Here is a 20,000-nt window from a genome sequence, read left to right on the forward strand (position 1 = left end):
AAATTTTATACGGATGAAACGAGCATGGCAAAGTTTTCCACAAAAGAACATGTATAAAACTCTTACATGCGAGTTCCATCAGACCAATAACTTAGACTAATTTTATACTGATGAAAACAAAACATTTCATTTCAACATTTTTTGCATTGCTGGTTTTGGCAATGGCAAATATCACTTTTGCACAGTCTGTACAGGTTGTTCAGAATGATATTGATAAAGCTCCGAAATTCAGAGGAAATCCGAAACAGGTTGGACGTTTTCTTGAAAAGTATATGAGTTATCCCGATGAAGCCCGGATTGGTATGATTGAAGGTGTTGTTGAAGTATCTGCAATTATAACCGACCAGGGCAAACTGATGGAGCCACAAATTTCGAAAAGCGTTGATGCTTTACTCGATTCAGAAGCTTTGCGTCTGGTTAGTCTGATGCAGGAATGGAAACCGGCAAAAAAAGACGGTCAAAATGTGGACTGTAAAGTTGTGATTAAGGTTCCGTTTTATTTATCGGAGGAAGAAAAGGAATTGATGCAAACACTCAATGAACACGGTCTGACCGAAAAAATGCCACTGTTTGTTATCGACAATAAAATCGTCAAAGAATACCTTGAGGTTCCTCATTACAACGTTAAGTCGATAAGGGTAATGAAGGGGCAAAAGGCCATAGAACGTTACGGTGATGATGCCAAAAACGGCGTGGTAATCATCACGACCAAACGGGGAACACCTCCGGTAAGATGATGGGCTTTTGTCCGGGAGTGTTTACCTGAATTGTTCCATTTCACTAAAGAAGAACCGTGATTCTCTCAGTGCATTTTCGTCACTGTCAGAGCCATGAATGGCATTATGTGTTTTGTCTTTTGCATATTTTTTGCGGATTGTTCCTTCGTCTGCTTCTTTCGGGTCGGTAGAGCCTATCAGTTTGCGAAAGTCTTCTACCGCATTTTCTTTTTCCAGCAGTGCTGCAACAACCGGCCCCGATGACATAAAGTTGATCAATTCGCCGAAAAAGGGCTTATCTTTATGTACGTCATAAAAAATTTCGGCTTTTTCTTTAGGCAGTTGTGTCATTTTCAGCGCGATAATGTGAAATCCTGCATGTTCGATTTGGGAAAGAATATCGCCTGCATGGTGCTCTTTTACAGCGACGGGTTTAATCATTGTCAGCGTGATGTTTCCTTTTGTCATAAAGCAAAGTTTTTGTGTATATTTTACTACAGTCAGATATTTAGATATAAGATACAAGATGAATCTAACAGAGCTGATAATGTGTAGTGAGATTACAAAAATTATAAACGCTTGATTTTGGCGAAAATACTGCACTCATCAATCGTTCGTTGAATTTTTGAAATAACCTACAGGTCAGTTGTTTGCAATCAAAAATATTTGTCCCTTAAATGCAGTTCCTCAATGCCATTCCGAGCCTTGCGAAGAATCTGACGTCTGAGATATAAAAATCTGATACTCTGTCGACACGATAATTTAGAGATAAAAATAGGAATTTTTCCACAAGGCCGGTAATTTATTACCTTTGCATTTTCAGAAAAATCTTGAAATGGAAATCAACAAAGGTCAGTTAGACACTTTTAGGAAAATGATTGAAAATGCTTCATCAATCGCGCTGATCCCTCATAAAAATACCGACGGGGATGCGATAGGAAGTGTGTTGGGCTGGTGGAATCTTTTGAAAAATAAGGGTTATGATGCATCGGTGATCGTTCCTGATGAGGTGCCGGCCAATTTGTTGTGGATGAAAGGTGCCGGGGAGATTATCGTCTACGAAAACAACCAGTTGACGGGTGAACGGAAGCTTCGTGAGGCAGATTTGTTTATATTGCTTGATTTCAATGACATGGAGCGGTGTGGCGATATGGCTGGGGTCATTAAGACCCTGAAAACACCAAGGATTCTGATAGATCATCATCCGGACCCTGATACCAGGATTGCCGGCCTGCTGTTTTCAGAAACGGAGGTTTCTTCAACCTGTGAACTATCTTTCCTGATTGCAGAAGCCCTTCAATGGGAGGATAAGCTGGACATTTATGCAGCCGAATGCTTCTATTCAGGAGTTATTACCGATACAGGGTCATTGAGCTATAATTCGTCCGATCCCCGAACCTACCGGATTGTCGGAGAATTGGTAGCCAAAGGAATTGATAAGGACAAAATTCATAAGGAATTGTTCCAAAGCAACTCCCTGGAAAGGATGCGGTTGCTTGGGCACGTTCTGGCTAATAACCTGGAGGTTATGGACAATCTGGCGACTGCTTATATTACCATTTCGAAGGATGAATTGGATAAATATCAATACCGTCCAGGGGATACCGAAGGCTTTGTTAACTATCCTCTTGCCATTAAAGGAGTGGATATTTCTGCCTTATTTACCGAAAAAGAAAAAGATAAGTTTGTTAAAATTTCATTTCGTTCACGGTCCAATATTCCTGTCAACAAATATTCCGAAGCTTTTTTTTCGGGAGGTGGACATCTGAACGCTGCCGGTGGCGAATGGAAGGGAACTCTGGACGAAGCGGTACAAAGGTTCAGGAATACATTTCCCGAATTTTTATCCCGCTTATGATAATTCTCAGCACTCCGTTAAATGTTTGTAATGGGTTGTAGATTTGTTGTTTGTAATTAAATGTTTTTTGCTTGCTATAAAGCAGTGTATCTGCTATTTAAAATCATCTTAAATCGTGCATCTAAAAATCTGAATATCTATTGAATTCTGGTATTGATTTTGTTGATAATAATGCGAATCGCAAACATAGATGTCTATGAGATTTTTACCGATCGTTAATCAAGTGCTCATTATCGCACTTTTATTGTCAGTTTGCAGTTGTTCGGGCTCGCAAAACCCCGATCGCCCGAAAGAATCGGTCGAAATCCCGCTGGAAACATACATCAAAGTTAATCGCAAACTTGTTGAGAAAGAACAGCAAAGAATCAGAGAGTTTGTAAAAGAAAACAAACTCAAAATGAAACCGACAGGCACAGGCTTATGGTACCGAATCGATAAACCTGGTGAAGGTGATTCTATCAGAAAGGGGCAGGTAGTGACGCTGGAATATCAGGTAAAACTGCTGGACGGAACTATCTGTTATGACTCGGAAGAACTTGGTCCCAAAGAGTTTCTGGTGGGTCGTGGTGGTGTGGAGTCTGGCCTTGAAGAGGGTATTTTACTGTTGAAAAACGGAGCCAGTGCCTCTTTTATTATGCCCCCGCATCTGGCACATGGTCTTGTTGGTGACGACGGAAAGATACCTTCAAGAGCCATTATTGTTTACGATGTAGAAGTGGTGGGTGTAAAAAATCAATAATGTCCGGGCAAAGCTATATTTGCTCACATCAACAAATTTCTGTTATTTTGTAACGATTAAAAATAACTGAAACAATGAAAGAGTGCCGTATAAAAAGCCTTTTGACCCCTAAATCCCCTAAAGGGGACTTTTTCAAACTGCTGATTTTTAGCAGTTCCTTTTTATGGGTCAGGGGTGAAAATGGTAAAAATCAGCAGTTTGAAGGCTTTTTATACTGCACTCAGGATGCGAAAATTTAAAACAACAACGAGTTTGGCAACAAAGATGCTTTTTAGGCCGGGCTCATGAAACGAGCATGACAAGGTTAATCACAAAAGAACATGTATAATTAACCTCTAATCATCAAAGAAACCAAAAACAGGGAACAGATTTTTCGTCGTTACCTCCTCAGAATGACATTAGACAGTCTGTCATTCTGAGCGGACCGAAGAATCTAAAATCAATTAAAGCATAATAAGTTGCATCAGACCAATAACTTAGACTAATTTTATACGGATGAAACGAATCTCACTTAAACATACCCTGATTGTTTTAATAATTATCGTTACAGCTTCCTTTAACGCCTGCGACGATGGTTATCGTATTAACACCAAAGAAATGATTCGTGAAGAGGAGCAATTAATGGCGGATTATCTCGATATCGTACATGACACCCTGAAAAATGTTAGCTACAATGTTATCGATACGGCTGAGGATAACAGCTTTCTTTATTTCGAATTAAAGCAGGGTGCCGGCGATTCGGTGCAGGTTGGCAAAGCGGTGGGATTCAGGTATATGTATTTTGAAATTGTACGGGATACCGCTGGAATTCCCTTTATCTATTCTTACGCCAGCAACTATGAATCCGATAGTCCTTTTACTTATGTTGTGGGTAATACCAACACGTATCAGGGAGGAATCTATCCCGGCATTGATATCGCCATACGAAATATGGCTTATGGAACCAAAGCCCGGGTATTTCTTCGCTCGAGTCTCTGGAACAATGATTATACGCCGCGGGTGGCCGACCTGGAAGTAACTTACGTGGAAAAATAGTAGCTTTTTTATTCTCCATACGCAACCATTTCTTTTATTCTTCATCTTTTAAAAAAGGAATTAGCGATTATACAAGAAATAAAACTAATGCGTAAAATGATTGTCTAACTTATTAAAGATGGAGAAGAGAACAATGAGAACTACTTTGTTAGCTGTGGTTTCATTTATGTTTTTTGCAGGCCTTACATCATGTCTGGATGACGACGATGACGCTGTACCTCAATACATGGAACTTGGTGTAACGGAATATGGGCCCGACAATGAAAAGCTGGTTTTTACCGATTCCGAAACCACCCTGCAGTTAAGAGACTATCCAGCAGGTTTTGAATTTACCGATAGTGTTCGTATCCTGATGAAGTATTCAGTGTTCAAAACCGGAGATGAAAACGTTATTTACGACTATATGGTCGATGCTCTTAGTATTCAGAATATTGTCCTTAAGGATATTATTGAATTGAATGAAGAGAACCGGGACACCATTGGTACCGATCAATTCTTTATTAATGACATCTGGATTTCCGGGGGGTTCCTGAATGTCGATTTTGCTTTCTATGGCAATGATGAAGTTCACTACTTCAATGTTGTTAAAGATCCGGACGATCAAACCGGGGATGAAACGGAAATTTATCTTCAGGTTCGGCATAATGCCAGGGGAGATGAAATGATAAACCGTTACCGTGGGTTAATGAGTTTCTATCTCGAGCCACTTCAGGTTGAAGGCTATAATAAGGTCACCCTGATATTTGAGAACCAGGAATTTTATACTGCCCCGTACGAAGAATTCGAAGTTGAATATGAATATTAAATGCCTTTCAGAAAATTTATTGTTCAAATTAGATGGGTTTCCCGGCAATATGAAAAGGGTGTCTTAACACAAGACACCCTTTTTGCGTTACGGCTGTCCGGAAGTAAACCCTGTATTTTCTGACTTGCGCATCTGTTCTTTTACCAGCCGCTGCAAATCAGAATATTACAAAAAATTATCATCTTTAATGACGAATTTATCGCTGTTAAGTTTTGTAAAAAATACAAATTTAAGGTATTATTGCAGTGCATTAATAAACACACAACTAAAAAAGATAATTGTATGGAACAGAGAAGCAGTAACTATGGTCTCGGCATGGGTGTTTTCGGTGCCGTTTTTTTTTATTTTTGGTTTTGCCACAACCTTCATCATTACAATGACGGCTCCGGTAAAAGCCATTTTTGGATTACCTGAATGGGCTGCACAACTTTTGTCATCAGCCTTTTTTGTTACCTATCCGATTCTTTCAATTCCTTCCGGGAAATTGGTTGCGAAAATAGGGTATAAATGGACGGTTATACTTGGATTGTTATTGATGGGAATAGGAAGTTTGATATTTTGGCCGGCTGCTAAAATTCCTTCTTTCCCGATGTTTTTAGTTGCTACCTTTATTCTTGCTGCAGGCGTGGTCTTTCTTCAGGTTGCAGCCAACCCTTACGTAACGGCACTGGGGCCCGAAAGCTCAGCTTCCAGCCGTTTGAATCTTACACAGGCATTGAACTCTGTAGCTACCATGATTGCACCATGGATTATCTCAGTAGCCATTTTCAGGGGGCTTGGTATTCCGGCCGATGAATCGCTAATGACACCGGAACACGGTCTTGCAGCTGCAGAAAGAGTTCCCGTACCATTCATCACTATGGCAATTGTCGTGATTGCCGTTGCTGTTATTTTATTCTCAATAAAACTACCGGTACTTGTTAATAACAACAAAAAAGAAGGAACTAAAAAAAGCGTTTGGAACTATCCTCACGTTATTCTGGGCGCTATTGCCATTTTTGCTTATGTTGGAGCGGAAGTTGGTAATGCCGGATTGATTGTTAATTATCTGCGTAATTCTGCCGGCATTGACCCTGAAAAGGCTTCCACGTATGCCGCAATTTACTGGGGCGGTGCAATGGTTGGTCGTTTCTTCGGAGCCATAATGTTCAGCGAGATTAAGAATAAAGCAAAAAAATACGCTTTAGTTGTATCGGTTTTAATTCTGGCACTTGTTTCAGGGGCATTTGTTACTGCCGACGGCTACACTTTTGAAACGTGGAATTTCAGTGCCGGTCAAATATTTATGATAATCGCCCTGGTTAATTTCCTGATCATGCAAATAGGAAGAGGCAAAGCTGCCCGCACTTTAGCTGTCTTTGCGATTATGGCAGCTGCCCTGGCACTTATTACCACTTTTACAACAGGTGAAATAGCGCTTTGGACGGTTATTTCAATCGGATTGTTTAATTCAATCATGTTCCCCAATATTTTCTCTTTGGGTGTTAAGGATCTGGATGGTGAAGAGATGGCCTCTGCATCAGGTATTATCAATTCATTCGTGGTTGGTGGGGCTGTTATACCTCCGCTCATGGGTGCAATAGCTGATGCAACCAGTTATACCTGGGCATTTGTAGTGCCGGCTGTTTGTTACCTTTACATTTTCTTTTATGCTGTGAAGGGGCATGCTATTCGGACAGAATAATTTAATTATATGATATCAGAGCCGGGAGTGCTATTGCTTCCGGCTTTTTAAAATAAAAGCTTATTTATCATGAAGAAAATTGCTATTGGAATTGATATCGGTGGCACCAATACCGTTATTGGAGCAGTGAATCAGAATGGAAACGTAATGGTTAGCCGCTCGATTAATACCCCTAAACATGGTGACTTTGACAAATATATCGCCGACCTTTCGGATGAGATTCAGGAGCTTGTAAAGTCGTTGAAACTGATGAATGAAGAAACCGATATTCTTGGTATCGGTGTGGGTGCTCCCAACGGTAATTATTACAGCGGTACCATTGAATATGCGCCCAATCTTTCGTTCAAAGGGGTTGTTCATGTGGTGGATGCACTGAAAAAGAATTTCCCCGAATCATACGCCATTGCGCTAACCAATGATGCCAATGCTGCTGCTATTGGTGAAATGGTCTATGGTGGTGCCCAGGGAATGAAGAATTTCGTAATGTATACGCTCGGTACCGGCGTGGGTAGTGGAATTATTGTGAATGGCGATCTGGTTTACGGACACGACGGTTTTGCAGGGGAGTGCGGGCATACTACACTGGTTCCGGGAGGTCGTGTCTGCGGTTGTGGCTCGCTCGGTCACCTTGAAGCATATTGCTCTGCGCCCGGTATGAAACGTACTGCTTTTGAGCTGTTGGCCTATTACAATGCTGAAGATAGTTTGCTGGCCAACAAATCGTACAACGAGCTCACTTCAAAAATGATTTACGAAGCTGCTGTGCAGGGAGATAAAATTGCTCTTGAGGTTTTTCAAAAAACCGGAGAATATCTGGGACAGGGCCTTGCCGATACTGTTCATCACCTTGCACCTGAGGCCATATTTTTGTTTGGCGGTCCTACCGCTGCCGGTGATTATATTTTTAAACCCACTTATGAAAGCATGAACCGGCATTTGCTCCCTATCTTCAAAGACAAGATCAAAATCCTTCCCTCTAAACTGAAGTTGGGTGATGCAGCTATTGTAGGTGCAAGTGCACTGGTTTGGAAAGAGCTTGAAAAATAATGAAACAGTATAAAACTTTTTATTCAGGGTCGCTCTTGACAGAGCGGCCTTTTTTAGTATTGATGTTGATCCTGAATTTGAACTGGTAGATGGTCCCGATTTCGGAGAATAATTTGATAGTAAATTTTGATAGTTTTAAACAAATTGATATCTTGCACACCGTTTTAATGACAATAATCAATATGATCGAAAAATATTCACATATTTGGTGGCGCGATCTTGATTCATAACAGGTGGAACAAGCTGTCACTTCGTGTGCAAGGATAAAAACAAAAGAACCGCAGGCTTTTCCACCTGCGGTTTTTTTTGTGTGTGAACGAACCGTTTTCCGTCTGAGTAGTGCCTTTGTCTATAAAGCAGGAAAAGTTTCCTACTAATCATGTGTCAGTTCAGAAAGTGCTGGTTGCAAGGCTTGCGAAGCCATCAAAAACACAGTTTACTTTTCGTAAATGAGTATTTTGGTGGCAAACGTAACACAGCAAATGGCATTTTATAGACGGACACTAAGGACAACAGTCAGTTACACTTTTACAATACGTTGCAAACCAGTTGCTTGTGATTAATAGGTTGTATTTGTTAAAATGCAGTATATCAAGATTATATGAATTATCTTATATCATTTATCTGACAAAATACACAAACCTCTAAAAACATGTTATTTATGCTAATTTGTTAGTTTTTGGAATATGTCAGTACTTGAAAAAAATTACTATTGACTATTGACTAAAAACTACTGACTAAATTAATTATATCTAAATATCTAACGATCTATTTTAGTAGTGAACTCAATTATAGAATTTAATAACACAAAGTCATGTCAGAAAATTATTTCAAGAAGTATCCGTCAAAAGATGGATTTTACAAAGAGTATGGAGGGGCATTTTTGCCACCGGCACTCGAGGAAGAGATGAAAAAAATTACCGATGCCTATTATGCCATCAGCAAGTCGCACAATTTTATTTCAGAGTTGCGGAGCATACGTAAGCATTATCAGGGACGCCCGACTCCGGTTTATTATTGTAACCGGTTGTCGGATAAATATGGCGGCCGTATTTATCTGAAGCGTGAGGATCTCAATCACAGCGGTGCACACAAACTCAACCATTGTATGGGAGAGGCGCTTCTTGCTAAATACATGGGCAAGAAAAAACTGATTGCCGAAACAGGAGCCGGTCAGCATGGTGTTGCTTTGGCAACGGCTGCTGCATATTTCGGGCTCGAGTGCGAAATTCACATGGGTGAGGTAGATATTGCCAAAGAACATCCTAATGTAGTGCGAATGGAAATTCTCGGGGCGAAAGTTGTACCTGTTTCAACAGGACTGAAAACTTTAAAAGAGGCTGTTGATTCAGCTTTCGAAGCTTATGCCAAAGACCCTGTCACTTCGATTTATTGCATCGGTTCTGTTGTCGGGCCTCATCCGTTTCCCATGATGGTGCGTGATTTTCAACATATAGTGGGGATTGAAGCACGTGAGCAATTTTTTGATATGACAGGCGAAATGCCCGATAATGTTGTGGCCTGTGTTGGCGGTGGAAGTAATTCCATGGGCATATTTTCGGGTTTCATGGAAGATGAAGATGTGGATTTGTATGGTGTTGAACCCGGTGGGAGATCAATGAATAACGGTGATCACGCAGCTACCATGATGCAGGGGAAACCCGGCCTGATTCACGGGTTTAAGTGTTATTTGCTTCAGGATGATGAAGGTAATCCCAGTCCTGTTTATTCAGTGGCCAGTGGATTGGACTATCCGGGAGTAGGGCCCGAGCACAGCATGCTCAAAGACATTGGACGGGTTCACTACGATATGGTGACTGACAAGGAAGCCATTGATGCCTTTTTTGAGTTAAGTCGTCTCGAAGGCATCATTCCTGCTTTGGAGAGTGCACATGCCGTAGCTTATGCTTTCAAACTGGCTCAAAAGGACCCGCGCAGGTCTGTTCTTGTAAACCTTAGCGGGCGCGGCGACAAAGACATTGATTTCGTAGTGGAACAGTATGGTAAGGATTATGGAATAGGATAATGATTAAATGAGAAGCACAAAGGCGCAAAGTTTATATTAAACAATTGGTTTGACGCACATTGCAAAAGTTTACCGAACTATTACATTCCCAATGAGCTTTAATTTACAACAGCTGTTTTTGCGTCTTTGTGTTTTTATATTTTGTAGCATTCATCCTACAGCCATTTATTTCGTTTGAAAACCAGGATCATTCCTATGGCGATAATTGCCATTAACCCCAAAACAGCCGGGTATCCGTATTTCCAACTCAGTTCGGGCATGTTCTCGAAATTCATACCGTAGAGGCCGGCCAAAAATGTGAGCGGAATAAAAATGGTGGCTACCATGGTTAGCACTTTCATTACCTCGTTCATGCGGTGGCCCTGGTATGAGAAAAACAGGTTGGTGCTCCCTTCGGCACGGGTCATATTCAGATCGGTCTCGTCGATGAGTTGTAACAACTGGTCTTTGAGGTCGGAAAAATAGGGAATTGTATTTATATGGATGTGCGGGGTTTGCCCTTTTTCCGTAAAAACTATGGCTTCCTTTAGGGGAGTAACTGCTTTTCTTATTGTAAAAAGACCACGCTTAATTTCTTCGAGCGTGGCAATGTATCCCGGGTCAGGGTTTTCCATGATTATTTCGGGCAGGGTGTTAAGTTTGTTTTCCATCCCGTAGAGCGTTGTAAAACAATTGCCGGTAATGGCGTCGAGCAGTAAATACAACAGATAATCGGCACCCGATTCCCTTACCAGTCCTTTATCCTCTCTCAGCCGGCTGCGGATGTGTTCAAAATGATCACCCTTCTTTTCCTGAAACGACAGTAGAACATTGTTTTTTAAGATGAAACTGATCTGTTCCGATTCAATATTGTTGCTATTGTTGTTGTTGTTGTTATTGTTGTTATTGTTGTTGGAAGGAGGCATTAATGACTTAACGGTAAAGAGTAATAAATCGGGTCTTATTTCAATTTTCGGCCGTTGAGTGGTATCTACTATGTCCTGAACAATGAGTTTGTCCAGAGAAAAATGGTCGGCTATGGTCTTAATAATTTCGATGTCATGAATGCCATGAATATTAATCCAGGTAATAAAGCGGTCATCGTCTTTTATTTTACCGGCTATTTTGGCAAAGTCACCTTCCGAAGTTACTTCCTCAATCTGATCTTCATTATATAAAAACATCTGGATGGAAGGAATATCCAGGAACTGCCGGCCCACAAATTGAATTTTGGGCTCTACCATTTTTCGCTGAAGCCGTAATTTTGCCATTATTTCGTGTTTTTTCCCTTTCCAATGCGTATTTCCTTCTTTGTTTAACATCTTAACTTCTAAGTAAGTTTTTACAAGCAAGAATTTGGGTTCTATTCATCTATGAACCCTCTTGTCAAAGCCACCATTTTTATTGCTGTAATGGCTCCCTCATCGCCTTTGTTTCCCAGTTTTCCACCGGCGCGGTCTTCGGCCTGTTGTTGATTGTCAGTGGTGAGGACACCAAAAATGACAGGTCTCTTGTATCTGACGTTCAATTCTGTGATTCCCTGCGTCACGCCCTGGCATACATAATTGAAATGAGGCGTGTCTCCTCTGATAACACATCCAAGGCAAATAACGGCATCTACATTGGTACGTTTGATGAAATGTCTTGCCCCGTGAGTGAGCTCAAAGCTTCCGGGAACGTGTGCAACAAGAATGTTTTCCTCTTTGGCTCCATGCCTTTTTAACGTATCGTATGCCCCTTTCAGCAGTGCTTCGGTAATTGCGGGGTTCCATTCAGAGACCACTATTCCGAACTTCATACTTTTGGCCGATGGAATCGCGGAAGCATCATAATCGGACAAGTTTTTAAGATTTGTAGCCATAGTTTTTTTATTAAAAAAAGGTTGCCTATTTCCTGACAACCCTTTAAATATCGTAAAAATTCAAATTAATTACCCCGAAATTTTCACTCTTGTGATGTATTTATCAATCTGGCGACCTTCGGTACTTTCTTTATACTTCTTTTTAATGGCCGAATAAGCTTTGAGGGCTTTCTCTTTTTCTCCTGTTTCTTCGTAAAGAAGTCCCAGTTTGAACAGATACAAGGGGGTAATCATTTCATTGTCGAGCGAAGTGGCTTTTCGGTACCATTCAATGGCACCGGCCGTATCACCGGTCTCAAGATATGCGTCGCCAATGGCACCCTGAGCGGTTGCCTTAAGCAGAGGCTCGTCGGTAGAAAAACCTTTTAAATATTTAATGGCATCTTCAAAATTTCCCATTTGAAGATGGCAAATCCCTGCGTAATACTCCGAAAGTTCACCAACGTCGGTAGCACCGTATTCATCAATTATTTCCAGAAAACCGGGATTCATTCCATCGCCGTTGAGGGCAAGATTAAAACTGTCCTTTTCGAAATATTGCTGTGCCTGAAAAATATTTTTCTGGGCTTCTGCCTGTTGCGGTTGCACGTACAGTTTCTTAAATGCCCAGTACCCGGCTACAATAACGATCAGGGCAATGGCGATAAAACTGATTAGCCTCTGGTTATCCTCAATAAATTGTTCGGTTTTGGTCAATGCCGACTCAACATTTTCAAAGCTGTCTTCGTGTTGTTGCTTTTTTGCCATATCTTTAAATAGTTTTTTTCCGAAGGCAAATGTAATTCTTTTCAGCCTTATTCAAAACAGGGTTTGTCATATTTTTTGGTTGGCAGGTTACGCTCTGATGTTGTTTCATTATTTTTGTACCATACCAAGCAAAAAATATGTATCTGAAACATCTTAATATACTGAACTATAAAAACATTTTACAGGCTGAGACAGCGTTCTGTGACGGCATTAATTGTTTTGTAGGCGCTAATGGTGCCGGTAAAACCAATCTTCTGGATGCCATATATTATTTGTCCTTTTGTAAAAGTTATTTTAATTCTATTGACAGTCAGAATATTAATCATAGCGAAGACTTTTTCGTCATTCAGGGAGCCTTTGAGCGAAACGAGCATGAGGAACAAATATATGTAGCCCTGAAACGAAATCAGAAAAAGCAGTTTAAACGAAACAAAAAGGAATACGGAAAACTGTCGGAACATATCGGGCTATTACCACTGGTGATGATTTCTCCTTCGGATGAACGATTGATACTCGAAGGGAGCGATCAGCGAAGAAAATATGTGGACAGTGTTGTTTCGCAATACAATAAACCATATCTTGACCGGTTGATTCGTTACAATCGTGCCCTGATGCAACGAAATGCATTGTTGAAAAAAAACGACCATTTCAGTCAGGGGTTGACAGCCCAGCTGGATGTTTGGGATGAACAGTTGGTGAGACTCGGGGAGGATATTTTTTTTCAACGTACCCGATTCATTGAGCAATTGGTTCCTGTTTTCCGCGAATTTTACCAGCACATCAGCGGGGGACACGAAGCCGTGGATATCTTGTATACATCGAATTTCCAGAAGGGAGAGGTATTGAATATGCTGAGAGAAAACCGCGAGCGCGATTTGATATTAGGCTATACCTCCCGTGGCATTCATAAAGATGATCTTCAGTTACTGTTGAACGGTCAACCGGTTAAAAAAGAAGGTTCGCAGGGGCAGAAAAAATCATTTCTTATTGCATTAAAACTGGCCCAATATGAATTCTTATCCAGGCACAACGGGTTTGGGCCGATATTGTTGCTGGATGACGTTTTTGATAAGCTGGATTCCGATCGTGGCAACCGCCTGATCCAGTTGGTTGCAGAGAGCAGGTTTCGTCAGATATTTATCACCGATACGCAAAAGGAAAGGCTTACTGAAATCGTGCGTGAGACGGGAAAAGAGAGTCGCTTTTTTAAAGTTGTGGAAGGAACTGTTAAGAGGAATAAAGATGGGATATAAAGAACGTGATTTCAGAAAAAATTCAGTACAGCCCCTTCAGGAAATATTAAAAGAAATAATGGGGCAGCCTGCTATTTCCAGAGGTATTTATCCTTCACGAATACCCGGTGCATGGAAGGCGGTGGTGGGCCCTTCGGTGGCAAGAGTAACTAAGAGTGTTTACTTCCGGCAAGGTGTTGTATATGTTACTTTGCACAGCAGCATTATTCGAAGTGAGCTAATGATGCACCGTGATAAAATTATCAGTCAGATGAACAATCATATCGGGCGGCCTCTTATCAAAGACCTTATTCTTCGCTGATTATTCAGGCGCTTTGACCTCGACCAGCACTGAATATAAATCTGTTAATCTTGTTAACAAAAAGGATGGGTTTGGGTTCAATTCGGAGGTTTGTTGGGATGCTTATAAACTTATTTAGCTGGCGATTCTGAGATTATTAAGAATCGGTATAAATTAATTGTATAGAGATACTTCATTTAAACCAAAATGTTATCTTATTGTTTAAATAAACATTAAAACTTGAAAACTATGCTAAACAAGAAGGTTGAAAAGAAACTGGTAGAGCAAATAGAGAAGGAAGGATATTCATCCAGTCTCTACCTTGCTATGGCAAGCTGGGCAGAATGGAATGGTTTGGAAGGAATTGCCAACTGGATGTATGCCCAATCCGATGAAGAACGGATGCACATGCTGAAGTTCATTAAGTATGTGAATGAGAGGGGAGGACAGGCCATAATAAGCTCCTTTGACAAGCCCCCTTCAGATTTTAAAAATGTTAAGGCAATGTTTGAGCAGGTTTATGAACATGAGCAAAAGGTGACCGAGTCCATAAACAATATTGTTGAAGTTTGTCTTAATGAAAAAGATTTTACAACGCACAACTGGTTGCAGTGGTTTGTAAACGAACAAAGTGAGGAAGAAGCTTCAGTGTCTGCAATACTTGATAAACTGAATTTGCTGGGCGATCAGAATCTGTATTTGTTTGATCGTGATATTATGGGAATGCGCGGACAACAACCGGCAAGTCAGGAATAAAACATACGAAACGAGCATGACAAGGTTTGTTTTAATAGATTATTAGATGTAAGTTGGTAAGATGTAAGATAAACCGGGCCTGACAAAAATTGTTAGGAATGTTAGATTGTTAGGAATGTTAGCTAATGTATAAAACTTATAACATTCTAACAATTAACACATTAACAATATTAACAATATTAACAACTTTAACAATTCTAACAGTCGTAACAGTCGTAACAACTTATCAAATGTAAGATAAAACGAGCATGACACGGTTTGTCACAAAAGACCATGTATAAAAACTCAATCATGCGAGTTCCATCCGACTTTAATAATAAAATTTTATACGGATGAATGGTATAAATCAAAAGTAACAGCGGACAAGGCCCGCTTTACATCCTCAAATTTTAAAACAAAAAAAGGTCTCCAAAACAAAGAAATCCGCGTTAGCGGATTTCTTTGCAAGCAAAGCGGCAGAGCGCGGCGGTAATTCTGCTCTGCTGCCTGGCTTGTCAAAGAATCCTGCTAACGTTAATTCGGTTATCAATTGCAAAAACAGAACAGGTCAGCGGAAGTCTTTCAGAAAGTACTTTATTGATTAGTGTCTTACAAATCTACTGCTAAGGTGGTGCAGATTAATAAATCCGCACCAGCAGGGGTTGCCGATGGTGGATTCTCGTCTTCATCGGCGGTGTTTTATCCGCCCGATTTTTTTGTTTTTGTATATCCGTTCTTATGGAGGTACTCAATTATTCGCTCGCGGAAGTCACCCTGGATAAGTATTTCGCCGTCTTTAGATGAACCACCGGCCCCGCAGATACCTTTCAGTGTTCTCTCCAAAACTTGCAGGTCTGATTCTTTACCTTCGAAACCGGTAATCAGTGTTACGGTTTTTCCTTTACGGTTTTTCCGGTCCAGCATTACCCTCAGATTTTGTTTTTCAGGGGGAAGTATTTCCGTTTCTTCATTTTCTATAAAATCGTCGGGATTAAAATCCGGGTCTGTACTGTATACCATTCCCCCGAAATTTTTCTTCTTTTTTTTACTCACAATTCTTCGCAAAATTATATAACAAGTTGTCAATTAGAAGTAAGACACTAACAATTCAACATTCCACACCTATTGAGGTTGAGGAAAAGGTAAAGGTTGAGGCAAAGGTAAAGGTTGAGTAACAAGCAAACCGAAACCAGCAACCTAACAATCCTAACAATCCTAACCCCCTAATATCCTAACCCCCTAATATCCTAACCCCCTAATATCCTAACCCCCTAATATCCTAACCCCCTAATATCCTAATATCCTAACACCCCTATGCCTGTTTAAAAATTTCCCAGGCGGCTTCGGCCTGAAGATGCAACATTTCAAGTCCGTTTTTCGTGACGGCTCCGTTTTCTGCACATTTTTTCAAGAACAGCGTTGTTTGCGGATTGTATATCAGATCGAAGGCAAGATGTTCTTCTGTGATGCCCTGGTAGGGGATGGGAGGAAATGCGTCTGTTTTCGGAGACATCCCCAGCGGAGTTGTATTAATAATGACTTTATAGTCGTTGATGATTTCAGGTGTCAGAGATTCGTACGACACTTGCGAAGGATGCTTTGGGTACCTTGATACGAACCTGTAAAGCAGTCCCATCTGCCTGAGAGCATAAGCTACGGCCTTAGATGCGCCGCCGGTTCCAAGTATCAGCGCTTTTTTATGACGGGCCTTCATCAGAGGAGCAACAGACCTGGAAAAACCTACTATATCAGTGTTAAATCCTTTTAAGTAAGGCTTTTCTTTTTTCCAATGGATTTTAATGACATTCACGGCCCCTGTTTCTCCTGCAACCGGATCAATTTCATTAAGATACTTCATAACCTCTTGTTTGTAAGGTATGGTAACATTTAATCCGGCAAGGTAGGGATGTTTCCTTAACAGTTCCGGAAACTGATCAATGCTTGAAATAGGGAAATTCAAGTACCTGGCATCAATGTTTTCCCGGTTGAATTTTTCGGTAAAGTATTTTTGAGAAAACGAATGTTCCAGCGGATAGCCAATTAATCCGTAGGTTTCCATAAGATTACTCTTTTTGTTTCTTTTCAGCCCATATTTCGGTGATTGCTATACTCAGAATGCCTAAAGTAATAAAAATAACCGCCAAAATAAACTGGTGGTTGATTTCGGGCAGAAACCAGTCGTAGCCAATAACTTTGGTTTTGTCGCCAAAAGCCTGGGTTATCTCGTTTTTCCATGGCCACAATATCCCCAGGGAGCCTAAAATGAAACCGGAAAGCAAGGCAATTGTGGAATCGGGGAAACGGTTCATCAGCCAGGATAAAAAGCGGCTGAATAACACCAGTCCGGCTACTGCACCAATTCCAACGGGCAACAATATGTCAAAGTCAAAATTATTAACCGCTTCAATCATCACCAGTTGGTAATTCCCCATCAGCACTAATACAAATGAACCGCTCAGTCCTGGTAATATCATGCTGCAAATGGCAACCACTCCGCAAATAATCAGATAGAAAAACGAGCTGTTTTCTGATGCCGGTGTGAGCACCGAAATGGAAATGGCAATTCCGGCTCCCGTAATAAAAGAGATTATAGCGCCTGCATGCCATCTGTTAACTGTTCTTCCGACAAAATAGACCGATGCCAGCACCAGCCCGAAAAAGAAGGACCAAACGTATATGGGGTGATGCTGAAACAAATATTCCAGCAACTTTGCCAAAGAAATAATGGCTGTCAATATCCCGGCTAAAAGACAAAGGAGGAAAGCCAGGTCGGTATGCTGTGCAAACTCCCTGAATTTTCCACGCAAAAGGAGTTTTAAAGCTGCGGCATCAAACGATTTTATGGCATTTATCAGCCGGATAAAGATGCCGGTAATTAATGCAATGGTGCCTCCCGAAACGCCGGGTATGACATTGGCGGCACCCATTGCAACTCCTTTCAGAAAAGGCAGCAATGTTTTATTTAGCATCAGGCAGGAAGTCTAAAAGTGTATCACCACGAAGACCTAAACGCAAGGTTTCGAGAGGGATAACCTCTCCGGGAGCAATGTTCCCCAGGTTCACATTGTGCCCAAAATGCTTGATAAACCATACCTGTTGAGGCTTTTGAGGTGCTTCCCACAAAATATTATCGGCATCCAAATGTGTGCGGATATCCTCAATGAGCTGAAGATTGGCCGAACCGTCTTTGTTATAAATGCCGGTAGTTCCGCTTTCCCGGGCTTCGGCTATTACTTTCCATGAGCCGGCTTCCAGTTCCGTCTTCATCATCGAAATCCATTCGGTGTTGGGAATAATTTTATTGGCAATTTTTGAACCGACTTCGCTGACAACAATATATTCTTTGGCCAGCTCTTCGATATACTTTAATTTGTCTTCATGATTAAGCGAGATAGTGCCGTCGCTCACTTCAACATATTCCATTCCAAAACGGTCGAGATAACGACGAAACTCGTCGAATAAACCGCGGGCAACAAAAGCTTCGAACAGAGTACCGCCGAAGTAAGCATTTAATCCGGCTTCGCGATAAATGTTAAGTTTGGCTTCGAGACTGGGTACCAAAAGGCTGGTTCCGAACCCGAGTTTCACCAGGTCGGTGTATGGGGCGTTTCCTTCAACAAAGTTTTCCGATTCCCTTACGCTCAGGCCTTTGTCCATCATCATGGTAAGACCGTATTGACGAGGTTTTTCGGGTCGTTCTGGTAAATTTGGTAAATTAAAGTTCATAATTTCCATTATTGAGTTCGATTAAACTGGTGAGTTTTTTATTGTTTTTGGCTATTGTGATAATTTCAGGAAAGACATCTGTGAATTCTTCCATGAAACCGGGGGCATATACAGATGCTTCTTCGAGATGATAAATCCCGTTTTCGAAGTTTTCCGTGATCAGAAGATGGTAGGCGGCCAGCATATATTGAAACGAGCCGGTTTCTATAAAATCGGGTGTATACTGATCTACAAAAATTTCAATGTTATATTCGGGATTGAGCGCCAGGTTCAGTTTGTACAAAGCCGCTAAGTGCCTGAAGTCCTTTCGGTTGCTTAAAGCGGCATTTTTGAAGAATTTTTTTGAACGTTCCCACTCTTCATCCAGAACATACGATTGACCCATAAGATGGTAAAATGTTCCCAACTCTTCATCGGTCATTAGCTCCCTTTCGGCCAGTGCCTGATTGATGACCTGTCTGCAAGCCTGAGGTTCCTGTTGTTCAAGATAGAATCGGGCATAACCTTCCCACGCATCAAAATCCATAAAATCGGTATTTACCGCCATTTTAAAGAATTGCAAGGCTCTGGAAGAATTTCCCAGATGGTTCCAGCAATCGGCAATATAGTGAAGACATTTTGACTGCCGTATGTCGTAAGAGATACACTCAAAATAGCTTTCAAGTGCTTCCAGGTATCTGTTTTGCTGGGCAAGGTTGTTCGCCTTGTTAAAATGTGCCTGGGCATGATCGGGACTGATTGCAAGGCAAAAATCAAATGCTTCGTTCGCCTCCTTAGGCCTTTCAAGCTTTACAAGCGAAATGCCTGCATTGTACCAGGCATTTTCCGAGTAGGGATTAATGTTGAGCAGTTTTTCGTAAATATTGAAGGCCTTCTGGTTTTCGTCAACTTTATCCAATGCATAAGCCAGCTCAAAGAGAAGATTTTCGTCGTCACGAATCTCGCTGTAACGTTCCGAGAGAATTTTTATGGTCGATTCGTATTCGTAAAACTGATTAAGATACAAAACGATATCCAAAAGAACCTCTTCTTCGTCGCTGAAAGCAAACTCAAGACCATGCTCAAATATTTGAAGGGCTTTTTCGTTCTGTCCGTCGCGTAAATAAGCGTATCCAAGATTTAGATATACTTCAGGATTGGTTTTTTCGATTTGAAGAAGATTTTCGAGAAGTATGATTGCTTTGGAAAGTTGTCCTTTCTCGATGTAGAGAATGGCTTCTTTTATTTTTAAAGCAGAGGCGCCCGGATGCTGGCGGATGCCTAAATTTATAATTCTTTCGGCTTTATTAAACTGAAGTTTATCTACATAGAAATCAAAAATATTCTCTATGCTGTGCACGTCAAAGAAATATTCCTGCCCGCTGTACTCCATCTTCTCAAACCGTTCGACGGCTTCTTTGATTTCATTAAAATGTGCAGACCACGATTCAAACATAAGCACTAATTTTAATCATGCAAAAGTACACATTCTTTATGGAAAGCCAATATTAAAATGAAGGTTTAGGTTAA

General features: G+C 41.0%; 20 protein-coding genes. 11 read left to right on the forward strand and 9 right to left on the reverse strand.

Features of this window, described 5'->3' with window-relative positions:
• Window positions 1–110 precede the first annotated feature (110 nt).
• Window positions 111–737, forward strand: coding sequence for an energy transducer TonB (locus ATH1_RS0104970; RefSeq protein ID WP_010418423.1), 627 nt, complete (start codon window positions 111–113; stop codon window positions 735–737).
• A gap of 21 nt (window positions 738–758) precedes the next feature.
• Here the strand turns inward: ATH1_RS0104970 and ndk are convergent, their stop codons facing one another.
• Entirely contained in the window at window positions 759–1,184 is a 426-nt protein-coding gene (ndk, locus tag ATH1_RS0104975) for a nucleoside-diphosphate kinase (protein WP_010418426.1), read from the reverse strand.
• Window positions 1,185–1,551: 367 nt separating this feature from the next.
• Between ndk and ATH1_RS0104980 the strand changes: the two genes are divergently transcribed.
• The 7 genes from ATH1_RS0104980 to trpB all read left to right on the forward strand — a co-directional run bounded on the left by ATH1_RS0104980 (window position 1,552) and on the right by trpB (window position 9,910).
• A complete protein-coding gene (locus tag ATH1_RS0104980) occupies window positions 1,552–2,574 on the forward strand; it encodes a DHH family phosphoesterase (RefSeq protein WP_010418429.1) in 1,023 nt (340 codons plus the stop codon).
• A gap of 196 nt (window positions 2,575–2,770) precedes the next feature.
• The gene (locus tag ATH1_RS0104985) at window positions 2,771–3,313 is read left to right on the forward strand and encodes an FKBP-type peptidyl-prolyl cis-trans isomerase (protein ID WP_010418430.1); all 543 of its coding nucleotides are present in this window, start codon (window positions 2,771–2,773) and stop codon (window positions 3,311–3,313) included.
• 495 nt (window positions 3,314–3,808) lie between these two features.
• Window positions 3,809–4,348, forward strand: a complete 540-nt coding sequence (locus tag ATH1_RS0104995; RefSeq protein WP_010418435.1) for a hypothetical protein — start codon at window positions 3,809–3,811, stop codon at window positions 4,346–4,348.
• A 133-nt stretch (window positions 4,349–4,481) separates the two neighbouring features.
• On the forward strand, window positions 4,482–5,153 hold the full coding sequence (locus ATH1_RS0105000) for a NigD1/NigD2 family lipoprotein (protein ID WP_010418437.1): 672 nt from the start codon (window positions 4,482–4,484) through the stop codon (window positions 5,151–5,153).
• Window positions 5,154–5,340: 187 nt separating this feature from the next.
• Entirely contained in the window at window positions 5,341–6,837 is a 1,497-nt protein-coding gene (locus ATH1_RS18945; RefSeq protein ID WP_010418439.1) for an MFS transporter, read from the forward strand.
• Between the two features lie 69 nt (window positions 6,838–6,906).
• Entirely contained in the window at window positions 6,907–7,884 is a 978-nt protein-coding gene (locus ATH1_RS0105010) for an ROK family protein (RefSeq protein ID WP_010418442.1), read from the forward strand.
• 814 nt (window positions 7,885–8,698) lie between these two features.
• Window positions 8,699–9,910 (forward strand): tryptophan synthase subunit beta, encoded by a 1,212-nt coding sequence (trpB, locus tag ATH1_RS0105015; protein WP_010418444.1) that lies wholly within the window; start codon window positions 8,699–8,701, stop codon window positions 9,908–9,910.
• A gap of 155 nt (window positions 9,911–10,065) precedes the next feature.
• Here the strand turns inward: trpB and corA are convergent, their stop codons facing one another.
• The 3 genes from corA to ATH1_RS0105030 form a co-directional block, all read right to left on the reverse strand.
• Window positions 10,066–11,160, reverse strand: coding sequence for a magnesium/cobalt transporter CorA (gene corA / locus ATH1_RS0105020; RefSeq protein WP_029163965.1), 1,095 nt, complete (start codon window positions 11,158–11,160; stop codon window positions 10,066–10,068).
• A 92-nt stretch (window positions 11,161–11,252) separates the two neighbouring features.
• On the reverse strand, window positions 11,253–11,750 hold the full coding sequence (ribH, locus tag ATH1_RS0105025) for a 6,7-dimethyl-8-ribityllumazine synthase (protein WP_010418450.1): 498 nt from the start codon (window positions 11,748–11,750) through the stop codon (window positions 11,253–11,255).
• A gap of 69 nt (window positions 11,751–11,819) precedes the next feature.
• Window positions 11,820–12,497, reverse strand: coding sequence for a tetratricopeptide repeat protein (locus tag ATH1_RS0105030; protein ID WP_010418456.1), 678 nt, complete (start codon window positions 12,495–12,497; stop codon window positions 11,820–11,822).
• 137 nt (window positions 12,498–12,634) lie between these two features.
• Here ATH1_RS0105030 and recF point away from each other — a divergent pair, with 137 nt between their 5' ends.
• From recF to ATH1_RS0105045, 3 genes are all read left to right on the forward strand, one after another.
• A complete protein-coding gene (gene recF, locus ATH1_RS0105035) occupies window positions 12,635–13,750 on the forward strand; it encodes a DNA replication/repair protein RecF (RefSeq protein WP_010418459.1) in 1,116 nt (371 codons plus the stop codon).
• Window positions 13,740–14,051, forward strand: a complete 312-nt coding sequence (locus tag ATH1_RS0105040) for a DciA family protein (RefSeq protein WP_010418461.1) — start codon at window positions 13,740–13,742, stop codon at window positions 14,049–14,051. The genes recF and ATH1_RS0105040 overlap by 11 nt, the downstream gene beginning before the upstream one ends.
• Window positions 14,052–14,279: 228 nt before the next feature.
• The gene (locus ATH1_RS0105045; protein ID WP_010418464.1) at window positions 14,280–14,786 is read left to right on the forward strand and encodes a ferritin; all 507 of its coding nucleotides are present in this window, start codon (window positions 14,280–14,282) and stop codon (window positions 14,784–14,786) included.
• A gap of 678 nt (window positions 14,787–15,464) precedes the next feature.
• Here ATH1_RS0105045 and ATH1_RS0105050 read toward each other — a convergent pair.
• The 5 genes from ATH1_RS0105050 to ATH1_RS0105070 all read right to left on the reverse strand — a co-directional run bounded on the left by ATH1_RS0105050 (window position 15,465) and on the right by ATH1_RS0105070 (window position 19,926).
• A complete protein-coding gene (locus ATH1_RS0105050; RefSeq protein WP_010418467.1) occupies window positions 15,465–15,785 on the reverse strand; it encodes a translation initiation factor in 321 nt (106 codons plus the stop codon).
• Between the two features lie 292 nt (window positions 15,786–16,077).
• Complete coding sequence (locus ATH1_RS0105055; RefSeq protein ID WP_010418469.1) at window positions 16,078–16,824, reverse strand: shikimate dehydrogenase family protein; 747 nt, start codon at window positions 16,822–16,824, stop codon at window positions 16,078–16,080.
• Window positions 16,825–16,828: 4 nt separating this feature from the next.
• On the reverse strand, window positions 16,829–17,734 hold the full coding sequence (locus tag ATH1_RS0105060) for a DUF368 domain-containing protein (protein WP_010418472.1): 906 nt from the start codon (window positions 17,732–17,734) through the stop codon (window positions 16,829–16,831).
• Entirely contained in the window at window positions 17,724–18,491 is a 768-nt protein-coding gene (locus ATH1_RS0105065; protein ID WP_010418474.1) for a phosphosulfolactate synthase, read from the reverse strand. Before ATH1_RS0105065 ends, ATH1_RS0105060 begins: the two co-directional genes overlap by 11 nt.
• On the reverse strand, window positions 18,481–19,926 hold the full coding sequence (locus ATH1_RS0105070; protein ID WP_010418476.1) for a tetratricopeptide repeat protein: 1,446 nt from the start codon (window positions 19,924–19,926) through the stop codon (window positions 18,481–18,483). Before ATH1_RS0105070 ends, ATH1_RS0105065 begins: the two co-directional genes overlap by 11 nt.
• Between the last annotated feature and the right edge of the window lie 74 nt (window positions 19,927–20,000).

The organism is Anaerophaga thermohalophila DSM 12881, assembly GCF_000191885.1.
Taxonomy (GTDB): domain Bacteria; phylum Bacteroidota; class Bacteroidia; order Bacteroidales; family Marinilabiliaceae; genus Anaerophaga; species Anaerophaga thermohalophila.

Excerpts from the sequence above, each read along its gene's own strand:
- ATH1_RS0104985 (WP_010418430.1), top strand. The coding sequence starts at position 2,771 with ATGAGATTTTTACCGATCGTTAATCAAGTGCTCATTATCGCACTTTTA.
- ATH1_RS0105060 (WP_010418472.1), bottom strand. The coding sequence starts at position 17,734 with ATGCTAAATAAAACATTGCTGCCTTTTCTGAAAGGAGTTGCAATGGGT.
- ATH1_RS0105050 (WP_010418467.1), bottom strand. The coding sequence starts at position 15,785 with ATGGTATACAGTACAGACCCGGATTTTAATCCCGACGATTTTATAGAA.
- corA (WP_029163965.1), bottom strand. The coding sequence starts at position 11,160 with ATGGCAAAATTACGGCTTCAGCGAAAAATGGTAGAGCCCAAAATTCAA.
- ATH1_RS0104970 (WP_010418423.1), top strand. The coding sequence starts at position 111 with ATGAAAACAAAACATTTCATTTCAACATTTTTTGCATTGCTGGTTTTG.
- ndk (WP_010418426.1), bottom strand. The coding sequence starts at position 1,184 with ATGACAAAAGGAAACATCACGCTGACAATGATTAAACCCGTCGCTGTA.
- ATH1_RS0105065 (WP_010418474.1), bottom strand. The coding sequence starts at position 18,491 with ATGAACTTTAATTTACCAAATTTACCAGAACGACCCGAAAAACCTCGT.
- ATH1_RS0105040 (WP_010418461.1), top strand. The coding sequence starts at position 13,740 with ATGGGATATAAAGAACGTGATTTCAGAAAAAATTCAGTACAGCCCCTT.
- ATH1_RS0105000 (WP_010418437.1), top strand. The coding sequence starts at position 4,482 with ATGAGAACTACTTTGTTAGCTGTGGTTTCATTTATGTTTTTTGCAGGC.
- ATH1_RS0105030 (WP_010418456.1), bottom strand. The coding sequence starts at position 12,497 with ATGGCAAAAAAGCAACAACACGAAGACAGCTTTGAAAATGTTGAGTCG.
- ribH (WP_010418450.1), bottom strand. The coding sequence starts at position 11,750 with ATGGCTACAAATCTTAAAAACTTGTCCGATTATGATGCTTCCGCGATT.
- ATH1_RS18945 (WP_010418439.1), top strand. The coding sequence starts at position 5,341 with ATGACGAATTTATCGCTGTTAAGTTTTGTAAAAAATACAAATTTAAGG.
- ATH1_RS0104995 (WP_010418435.1), top strand. The coding sequence starts at position 3,809 with ATGAAACGAATCTCACTTAAACATACCCTGATTGTTTTAATAATTATC.
- ATH1_RS0105010 (WP_010418442.1), top strand. The coding sequence starts at position 6,907 with ATGAAGAAAATTGCTATTGGAATTGATATCGGTGGCACCAATACCGTT.
- ATH1_RS0105045 (WP_010418464.1), top strand. The coding sequence starts at position 14,280 with ATGCTAAACAAGAAGGTTGAAAAGAAACTGGTAGAGCAAATAGAGAAG.
- ATH1_RS0104980 (WP_010418429.1), top strand. The coding sequence starts at position 1,552 with ATGGAAATCAACAAAGGTCAGTTAGACACTTTTAGGAAAATGATTGAA.
- ATH1_RS0105055 (WP_010418469.1), bottom strand. The coding sequence starts at position 16,824 with ATGGAAACCTACGGATTAATTGGCTATCCGCTGGAACATTCGTTTTCT.
- trpB (WP_010418444.1), top strand. The coding sequence starts at position 8,699 with ATGTCAGAAAATTATTTCAAGAAGTATCCGTCAAAAGATGGATTTTAC.
- ATH1_RS0105070 (WP_010418476.1), bottom strand. The coding sequence starts at position 19,926 with ATGTTTGAATCGTGGTCTGCACATTTTAATGAAATCAAAGAAGCCGTC.
- recF (WP_010418459.1), top strand. The coding sequence starts at position 12,635 with ATGTATCTGAAACATCTTAATATACTGAACTATAAAAACATTTTACAG.